Annotated in this window: 1 protein-coding gene; it reads left to right on the top strand. The window is 43.5% G+C overall.

Going from position 1 to position 386, the window contains the following annotated elements:
* Positions 1-386: transposase (locus Q1A70_RS20535; RefSeq protein ID WP_299697690.1), on the top strand; the 386-nt coding region annotated here is incomplete at both ends.

The raw sequence follows: 386 nt of genomic DNA, 5'->3' as shown, positions 1-386 counted from the left end.
AGTGCATTAACACAGCGTAGAAAAAATCTCGGTGAAGCAGCGGCTAAAGCCCTTTTCCAATGTACGCAACAGCATTGGTTTAAGCATGCAAATTTACCAAACTGGAATGGGCTCACATTGCTTGGTGTTGATGGGGTTGTGTGGCGAACAGAAGATTCAAAAGATAACGCAGAAGCTTTTGCAAAGCCGACCAATCATGATGGTAAAGAAACACAGTACCCTCAAGTGCGTATGGTGTGTCAGATGGAGCTAAGTAGCCATTTAATCACAGGTAGCGCTTTTGACTGCTATACCATGAATGAAATGAAGTTGGCCGAGCAACTGATAGAAACGACTCCCGATAACAGCCTAACCCTTTTCGATAAAGGCTTTTACTCTCTTGGATT

This window comes from uncultured Vibrio sp., from assembly GCF_947488985.1.
Classification (GTDB): Bacteria; Pseudomonadota; Gammaproteobacteria; order Enterobacterales; family Vibrionaceae; genus Vibrio.
The sequence above is the reverse complement of the archived record's forward strand: the minus strand, read 5'-3'. Positions and strand labels throughout refer to the sequence as shown.